General features: G+C 40.5%; 2 protein-coding genes. One reads left to right on the top strand and one right to left on the bottom strand.

The annotated features are described in order from the left end of the window. Positions 1–6,634, bottom strand: a 6,634-nt coding sequence (locus tag ACEW8O_RS06895; RefSeq protein ID WP_373493885.1) for a LamG-like jellyroll fold domain-containing protein, incomplete at its 3' end; no start/stop codon positions are given. 411 nt (positions 6,635–7,045) lie between these two features. Between ACEW8O_RS06895 and ACEW8O_RS06890 the strand changes: the two genes are divergently transcribed. Next, positions 7,046–8,018, top strand: a 973-nt coding sequence (locus ACEW8O_RS06890) for a hypothetical protein (RefSeq protein WP_373493884.1), incomplete at its 3' end; no start/stop codon positions are given.

Genomic DNA, 8,018 nt, shown 5'->3' with positions numbered 1-8,018 from the left:
CACTTCCCGCTGCAACAGTTGTAAAACTCCTTGTTTCAGACCATGCGGATTCGACTTCCCCGATGTAGGAGCGTACTCTCCAGAAGTATTCAGTTTCGGGAAGCAACCCACCTATAGTGAATGACAGGTCACTGCCCGTATCCACATCCTGTAGAAGGCTGCTGAACGTAGCATCTGCTGCAAGCTGAACTTTATAACCTGACGCGAAGTCGACAGCAAGCCAGGATAGCTGAACTTCCGGAGCAATCACAGAGGCGTTTCCGTCAGCAGGTGCCAGAAGTTGCGGTACCCCGAGGAGAGGAGCCTCTCCATTGAACAAGGTGAATATTTCGGATTCCTCCAATGCCCTTCCGTAAAGTCTGAGGTCATCCAGACTACCCTTGAACCGCTGTATGGACCCGTAGGCACCAATAGAAAGTCCGCCGGATGCTGTGCCTATGTTCAATGGACCGAAGGATGTGGAGGCATCCTCGATGCCGTTGACAAATATCCTACTGGTATTGCCGTCATAGGTTGCGGCAACGTGTAGCCATTCGTCCAGCCTTCCCCCATAGTTAAATTTGGAGACCAGCCTGTAACTGCCGCCGCTGTTCCCTCTGTTGAGGAAGAAGTGGATGAACCCATCGTTGTTAAGAGTAAGTTCAAAACCGTTGCCATCTGATTTACTGATGATAGTGTTTCTTCCCAAAACGTTGGGCTTCATCCATCCGGCGATGGTGATGCTTTCTCCGATTTCCAGGGAGGCATTGTGCGGAGCAATTCCGAACCTTTCTTTATTTCCGTTGAGATCAAGGGCAAGCCCGATGACCCCTGGTGACCAGGTCACGCCACTGATATTTTGTATTGTCGCATCGTTGCCGTTGTCTGAGTGGTCGATGAGTATGTTTCCGGATCCTTCGTCCATTTTCCAGTGGCCGGCAAGGTAATTAAAATCTGACTGCTCTACGGTTATGGATGAAACTGCAGTAAATCCTCCATCCTCCGTTTGGGCCGTAATATTTGCTGTTCCTTGAGCTATTCCTGTAACCAATCCGGTGCTACTTACCGTTGCAATATTGGCATTGGAAGTTGACCAAATCACTGTTTTATTGGTAGCATTGGAAGGTGAAACTGTAGCGGTGATTTGTTGTGTATTTCCAATTAATATGGATGCAGTTGATGGACTGACCGAAATATCTGAAACAGGGGTGCTGCCGGATCCGACTATTGAGAAATCAATGGATAAAGCCTGTCCTACATTTCCTGAACCATTGCTTTGGCTGTAAGGGGTGGCGGTCAGGGTATAATTTCCAACAGGGAAGTCGAAGCCATCATTATCTAAAAGGGTATATGGCGGGTCATTGTCCAATCTAGAAGAATTTACAGGTCCTGTTAAAGAAATTAAGACACTTCCAACTGCACTTGGAATTGAATTTGCCCTGAAGTTCAAACTCAGACCCTGTACCTGGGTCAAGCTTAATTGGGTTCCATGGACAATATCCTGTATGTCGCTGGTATTGTTGGCATTGATAAGGGTAAAACTTTCAATTTCCATCGAAGACCGCTGAATGGGGATTAATAAAGAGGAATTGGTTTTATATTGTATCACCAAGTTTGCAACAGGAGATTCTTTTGTTCCCTGATATAGCAATGCTATGTTGTGAATAATGTTTGGTGAAATAACTGACTCGGTAAGATTTCCCGACGCAATATGGAAATCATTGGCATCCACCCCTGTAAAGGAAAGATCTTTCATAAAGACACCTTGATTTCCATTTGTAGTAGTAAGCGAAAGCAGTGCTTTATTGTCAGAACCAAGTATTATATTTTCAGGTCCGGAAAGGATACTTTCTGTAATGGGAGTTCCGATTGGATTGTTCAATCCGTAGAATTCCATATTTCTCATTCTTCCCCCACCTCTATTAGGGGAACCCCCGGCAACAAACAACCCTTTACCTGAAACAATACCCTGTGTCCCATGTCTTCTGAAATTAAGAGGGTTGCCAGTTGTCCACGTTCCTATTTCCGGGTCATATAGTTCGGTAATGTCAAGGGCTTCAGTATTGTCGGGTACTTCCCCTCCTGCAATCAGAAGTTTATTCTCAAAATTTGCAGCAATAGCTCCTGCTCTTGCTGTTGGAATATCCAATGCACTTGGAAGGGTTGACCATTCTTGGGTAACAAAATCAAAGACGTCAACTTCTTTGATTACCGGTCCAAAAGTACCTCCAAATCCTCCGGACAACCTTCCTGATGCCACATAGATTTTCTCACCTATAAGTACTGCACTGAAGTGATCTCTTGGTCGGGGAGCATCTTCGAGGATGGTCCAAATACCCGTAGCCGGATCGAATTCATCAAAATATGGCACATACTCTCCTTTGTGGCCTAATTTATTTCCTCCGACTATATAAAACTTATCATTGTGCAAAACTAAGCCTGCTGATCCTCTTCTTCTTTCCAAAGGAATTTCAGGACCTTGAATATATTGCTCGTTGACCGGGTCAAAAAGCCATATATGTGATGCAGGTATTTCATCCGGAAAATTATTGGTTTGAAAAGCACCAATTACCCAAATATAACCTTTGTATGTGATGGCTTGGAAATGGTTGAATTCAAATGGAGCGATATTTTCAATAGCCTTCCATGTATCTTGATTATAATTATAAACATCAATTGTCAAGGCATTTTCTCTTCCACCCATCATATAGAAATGTTCACCAGCTTGTACAAACGAATTTTCGTGTCGGCGGGTATAATTCTGGTTTTCATTTACAGGATTCCAGGTTTCAAAAGGAAGGATTGTCCAAGTAAAGGTTACGAATTCAGAATTGGCTTCAGGACTATTGGAATCGGTCACCGTCACGGTAACATTGTAGGGACTGTTTGCCAAGGCAATGGAGGCAATTGTTCCATAAAGCCTTCCATTGGCAGGTTCAATGTCCACTCCAGGAGGTAAATTAATGGCACTGTAATGCAGGGTACCAACCCCACCTGAAGCGGTAAATAGTAAATTACCTTCCAATACTTCATTCACTGTGCTTATCTGATCTTGGACCGGGTTGAGGAAAATCAGTGGTGGTGGTGGTGAGACAGCCCTCAATACTTCTATAGCACTGATAGTGGGATTTCCGGTTTGTTTAATGAATTCAATGTTGAGAAGGCCATCATTGACGTCGGCCGAGAATTCTTCCATTCCAGCCGAACCGTGCCCAAATCTTTGGACCAAATCCAGATCATTGTAAACCAATTGGCCTTCTATTTTGATGTCAAAGAACCTGTCCCCAATATTTGAGGTATTGGACCCACTGTTGCCAAAATAAAGCCTGACAATATATTCTCCTTGTTCAATAGGAATACTGAAAACCATACTGCCTTGGCCGTTCTTTTCTCTTTCATTGGAGAAAATTCCGTTAAAGGTTGCAGCATCAATATAATTGGGGATGGAGCTATGTCTATTTTCAAAATTTAGGTCACTTTTTTTGACTATGCCCGAATCAACGGTATATCCATCACCATTGAATGAACCGTTTGAATCATTGGATTTCCAATCCTGATAGCTGTTCTGTCCTTCGATTATTTGGCCACCGGCATTGATTCTAAATACGATTTGTTCCGAAGCAAAAACCGTAACTTCGAATGACTGTTCAACAAAGTATCCATTTGCATCCTCTGCTTTGACCGTTATAGTGCCGTTTGCAGGGGAGTTAGGGAAATTGATTGTTAAAATGGATCCCGAAATTATTGCACCAATATTGGGATTGGTATTTTGTAAAGAGAAAGTCAAATTTTCGAACCCACCATGATCATCAAAATAATCGGATAGGTCAATTTCTTTGGAAGGTGATCCAACTTGTCTTGATATGTCAACCAAAGGATTTGTGATAAAGGGCCTTTCTCCAAAAACCCTGAAGTAGTCATAAGTTGCCAGAAATTCCACACCTTGATTTCCTGAAGTTCCTATAACACCTATTGCGAGGGGTTTAGAGAAATTCTGAACAGCCTCCAGGATTTTCCCTGTCAGTGTTTTGGTGCCTAAGCTCATTATTGGTCTTTGGCCTATTTTTATCTGTGGAATAACATTGCCATTGATAGGATTTACCCTAAACATAAATTCCACAGTTTCAGAACTTAATGGCCTGTCGCCCACAGCCAATGGCAGAACCAACGGGTTGGGGTCAGGAATATCATTGATTTCCATACCCGCTAAAATTCCTGTTTTTGTAAAAACCAGTTTTAGAAAATTACTTTGGGTGCCATCACCCATTTGGATTCCCAATTCCCCATTATGATCAATATCATAAAACATTTGGGATCCTTGGAAGCCTAACAACGCCCCGGTTATCAAAAATTCTCCTGTCTCCACTCCAACATTTACTCCGAACTGAAATCCTTTTTCCTGGTTGTTTGCGCTTCCGTTGGCAGTCCCTCCTGTAAGGGCTATTTGAATGGCACCTGCAGCTCCCCCATATATGTCGTTTGGAAGAGGCCCCTCATCCAATTTATCCAACCAATTCATCCAATTTGGATTTGGTGCTCCATTGTTCATCAGGCCGGTCAGTCCCAATCCCCTGTAACCGAATGGCCTTCCCAAGTCATCAGTTTTATCGGAGAACAGCTCATTATCGATGGGAAGATCGGTAGGGGAGCCTAGTTGGAAAGGATCTAAGGCATCAAGAATACCATCGCCATCATCATCTAGGTCATTCAGGTCAGAGACAAAATCCCCATCAAAATCATTGGGCCTTGATGCTCCTGAGCAATAATCAGTGCCATTGTCGATTTCATCTTGGTTGGTATATCCGTCATTATCATAATCTGCATCCGGATCAAAAAACGGGTCGTTTGGAGAGGGACAAAATGGATTGTTGGACGGAGTCAGAATATGTACAATATTATTATATGTTGCTACCCAAATGGTTCCGGGAAAAATCTCATTATCCCCTTGACAATTAACTCCTAAAGAATTCCCGCCATTCAGGTTCCATTTATCCTCTTCCAATGAAAGTAAAGAACCATCTTGATTCAGCCTTACCAAATGCAAATAGCCACTGTTTCTTCCAGCAATTAAGGAACCCTTTAGTACACCACCGAAGTTGGATGCCTTGTATTCATCCAATCCATTGCTGTTTATTTTCCACATGGTAACAATTTCCAGTTGCGGTCCATTCAAATTTCCCAGAAAAGGGTCCCTGTAATCAGCCTCGTTTAGGTTCCTTAAATTTAAGGGAACTGGGGGCCAGTTTGCAGGCAATGAAGTCTGGGCGTATTGGTCAAACCCAGGACTTCCTGGGGCGATAGGTTGCAAAATTTGTGTCCTGAAAATTTCATTTTGGGTATATAAAGGTTTTAAAGTGGTCCCATTATATTCATCCCCAATTGATTTGGTATACAGGCCTGCACCGCCCGGATTGAATGGAAAAGTGGCACCAGCTGTATAAGGGTTTCCAGGATTTGCTCTGATTGGCGCTGGATGTCCACCATAAAATGATCCTGGCTGGTAATTGTTTATATTATTGGTAATCATCAAAAGCCTATCCTTATTGGTTACATATTCACCACTTGAAGATTTTCTCGTACTACTTGTACCCGGTTCTCCAGTTAAATAATTGTTCGAAACAGTGTTTGCATTACCTTCGTTTTCTGGAAGCCCTCCCCAACTGGCATTAGGACCGTTATCAGTGACAAACACCTTTCCAGCTTCGGTCACTACAAAATCATAGGCGTTTCTATATCCAGGTGAAAAAATCTGAACAGGACCACCTGCTACGAGCATGGCCATATTTAGGCCATCATTACCACCAAAGGGGTCTCCAACATCAATCCCGTCATATCCTGGTTGGTTTGGGTTATAGATCCCATTGACATTGGGCCTTGATGGATCATCGAGGGTGGGGATATCATATTTATATTTTCTTCCGGAATTAGGGTCTGTTTTGGTAGGTAATGCCTCAATGGCATCCAAATCAACACTCAATATGGCTGCCGAAAGGGCATATTCTGTAACCCATGTAAAATTGGTGCTGGGTGCTCCGGCATTGGTAAATCCCCCACTTGCGACTAAAAGAAAAGGTTTATTGTTGATCAAGGTGTGTTTTACTGCATTGGTGGAATGGTTTTCTTCTGAGCGGGGAAGACCTCTCACTAGGTCCACAACATCCCATGCTGTCCCAGTCCAAGTCAATTTGGTAATAATTCCCGAGTTGGTATCCAAAACCTTATCTCCAGAAGGGCCTCCCCATTTAGGATCACTGGATCCCACATAGATAATGGGGTTTTCAGCTGTACCCACTACCTCAATTCCGGTAATCTGTCTATTAGATCTACCATCCCATGCAGGAGTACCGATATCATCGTGGTTAGGGATTGACCTCACGTGCGAAATGGTCTGTAAAGCTGTTACAGAATAACTGTTGTGCCCCGAGCTTTCAATAGTATAAACCCGGATCAGGCCGTTTAATTGGGCCAGATAAAGCTTGTTGTCCGGGCCGAATTTTAAGGCTGTCCCTTGGGAAGGAGAAGCAAACCCATTAAAATTCAAAGTGGTTAGGTCGAACTGAACACTTTGCCCAAAAAGAACCTGAAACGAGAGGAGAAATGTCAGTATGGAAAATATGACTTGTATTTTCTTACCAAAGAGGATAGGATTTCTCATTTTATATATTTGAATTGGTTAAAAATATTGCTTGTTGAAACATACGAAATATGTTCAATTTGCAGATTGGCTTTACAGATAGATAATCTTAATTCAAATATATTTATTTTATTTATAAATACAAAAAAATGATATATAAGTTATAAAAAATGAATTATAATTAACTATTAGATGATTTTTATCATCTAAATGAAACAGATTATAACCTTATTTTGTAGGAAATAAATTGAACTAATTTCTACACTGAAAATAAATATTTGTTTTAAATATTGGATATTGAAGTAGTACTATTTCGTTTGGTAAAATATTCCCCTGGATTCAATAAACTCAGCTAAAATTCCTTAATTTTTAATGTAGTCAGATGTCAGTAAAAAAAAATAATTAATTTCACCAAAATTAAACTATCAAAGGATGCCAAAACCAAAGATTACTTTATTCCTTACGCCATCAAGAATAACATTATTATATAGCCTATATCCCATATATCATTCCAAATTTAAAAATAACTTTAAATTCACATCAAATTTAAATTACATTATTGAAAAAGACACAAATGATACTTTATTGATTGTTGGTGGTCAGGATTATTGGTTTAAAAATGTAAATAAAATCGAAATATTTAAAAAGCTAAGAAAGAAATATCGAAAAGTTGCTTTTTTTGAAGATAATGCCAGTCCTGAATCTCAACTATTTGAGGTTCTCCCATTCATAGATATTTTATACAAAAGAAGTATTTATACCGACAAAACTAATTACCAAATTGAGTTTGCAGGCAATAGATTATTTACCGATTACTATAGTAAAAAGTATTCTCTCGAATCATCTCCATCGATTACACCTTATCCAAAATTGGAAGATGTAAATGAATTAAATAAAATCAAATTGGCATGGAATATTGGTTTTGGATACTATCCGCTGTCCAAAACAAGAAATGAAATAGCCAAATTACTTTATAAGTACTTCGGAGGAATCACATTAGGCCTTATGCCAAAAACAGATTATTTTAAAAATGGTATTCCAAATCCTCAAATTGAAAAATGCCAAGCAAGATTTGCTTACAAAGGTTACAGACCATCAATCGGTTACCAAAGGAAAATATTTCTGGAGAGCATCAACGATAACCCCATGTTTTTGAAAGGAAGAATACCACTCAAAGATTATAATGATGAAGTAAAAAAAGTTCAGGCTCTGATCAGTCCTTTCGGATGGGGAGAGGTATGCTTTAGAGATTTCGAAGCAGTCTTAAATGGAGCTTTATTAGTTAAGCCTAATATGGATCATTTAAATACTTACCCTAACATATTTCAAGAAAACATAACTTACCTCCCAATAAATTGGGATGGGTCAGATCTAGTGGAAACTGTAGAAAATATTTTCTCAAATA

This window comes from Aquiflexum sp. (genome assembly GCF_041749095.1).
Lineage (GTDB): Bacteria > Bacteroidota > Bacteroidia > Cytophagales > Cyclobacteriaceae > Aquiflexum.
Note: the sequence above shows the minus strand (reverse complement) of the source record. Positions and strands in the feature narration are given on the sequence as shown.